The 1,629-nt window shown below is 36.9% G+C and carries 3 protein-coding genes; all 3 read right to left on the bottom strand.

The genetic code is table 11. The features are described 5' to 3' along the window. Window positions 1–299, bottom strand: a 299-nt coding sequence (locus NZ519_13850) for a hypothetical protein (GenBank protein MCS7029837.1), incomplete at its 3' end; no start/stop codon positions are given. Window positions 300–383: 84 nt separating this feature from the next. Continuing rightward, the gene (locus tag NZ519_13845) at window positions 384–1,070 is read right to left on the bottom strand and encodes a polysaccharide deacetylase family protein (protein MCS7029836.1); all 687 of its coding nucleotides are present in this window, start codon (window positions 1,068–1,070) and stop codon (window positions 384–386) included. 12 nt (window positions 1,071–1,082) lie between these two features. After that, window positions 1,083–1,496: a Rieske (2Fe-2S) protein gene (locus tag NZ519_13840; GenBank protein MCS7029835.1), complete on the bottom strand. Its 414-nt coding sequence runs from the start codon at window positions 1,494–1,496 to the stop codon at window positions 1,083–1,085. Window positions 1,497–1,629: the final 133 nt, after the last annotated feature.

The raw sequence follows: 1,629 nt of genomic DNA, 5'->3' as shown, positions 1-1,629 counted from the left end.
CTTGGCGACAAATAGCTTCCTCCTCCCCGCCGCGAATTGATTATGTCGTCGTAGTGTCTTTCAACTAGCCATTCTTCAATCATGTTCGCAACCTTTATACTTCTTGTCTTGTATATCACAACCATTCTTTTCCACCTAAAAGATTGTAAGTGTTCATTGAACCTTTGTTGCGGGTTTCTACCTGTTATCCCTATTTTTAATATTGAATACCTTGCTTTGTATGCACCAATTTTTCGGTTCAATGTTTCGTACACAAGCTTAGGGGGGCCTGTTACTTCATTGAATTCAACTGTTGGCATACAATTTATCTTTTGAAACCATTACAAATATAAAAAATAAATCACAAAAAAAACACACAAACTTGTCATGCCAATCGACTTTATTTAGTATAAGCTGCACTTTTCTGTATGCTCACCAACGCTATCACAAATTGGAAGTTTGAAAATATCAAAATGATACCCTAATTTCAAACAGCTTTCTATGTAACGTGGTAGAGCATACTCCAATCGTGGAAAGGCTTTAAGGCTGTCATGAAATACAATAATTTTGCCCGATTGAGTGTATTGCAACGACTTATACAAAACTTTATTTCCTGAAAGTGCAGTATCAAAATCCCCTGATAAAACTGACCACATTACAATTTTATGCGTTTTGGAAATATGTCTTGCTTGGGCAAGTGTAATTCTACCGTAAGGTGGTCTAAAATAAGGTGTGGAATAAGGTAAAATCTGATTGAGTACATTTTGTGTTTGTAAAACTTCGTTCAGATAATCTTTTACTGTCGTACCAAAACCGCTTATATGGTTGTAGGTATGGTTACCTACTAGATGCCCCTCTTTATGTATTCGTTCTAAGAGATAAGGATATTTTTTTACATTGTTACCTACACAAAAAAAGGTAGCTTTTATGTTGTAACTTTTTAGGACATCTAAAACCCACGGCGTAACTTCAGGGATAGGTCCATCGTCAAAAGTGAGGTAAAGAGAGTTGGAAATAGTAGAACAGTTGCATTCCCACATACGAGTGGGAAACATTCTTTTTATCCAAAATGGACTGTAATGCAGGTACAAGGCAAAGCAAAATTAAATGCTCTGTTCAAGTACAATAATCTTGCCATTTTTTACAATGGTTGCATATTTTTTCAAAGGTGCGGGGGGAGGTCCTTTGATTACTTCCCCTTTAATGTTGTATACCCCCTTATGGCATGGGCACCTAAATTCCTTATTTTGCTCAAAAAACCTTACAATACAACCTTGGTGCGTGCACTCTAAGCTAAAAGTTTCAAACTTTCCTTCTTCGTTTTTCAAAGTTAGAATAGGAACGTTATTCAATTCACTAGTTTTGTAACTGACTTTCTCAAATTCTTCTACCGTACCTATTTCTAATTCCGTTTGATAGTCTTTTTTGTTTCTACAGGCACTCAATATGCTCGGCGCTAAAAGCACAGAAGTGCTTAAAATACACTGCTTCAAAAACTTTCTTCTATCTGACTTCATAATGTAGAGCAAAATTACAAAGCATTTGGAGATAATAATTCTGAAAAATACTTTACTTTTTTGGGCGTGCCCCTTGCTGACGCAAGGGTCGGGGCATTCCGCACTACGCTTCGCTTCGGTGCTCCGCTAACGC

Source organism: Bacteroidia bacterium, assembly GCA_025056095.1.
GTDB lineage: Bacteria > Bacteroidota > Bacteroidia > JANWVE01 > JANWVE01 > JANWVE01.
The sequence above is the reverse complement of the archived record's forward strand: the minus strand, read 5'-3'. Positions and strand labels throughout refer to the sequence as shown.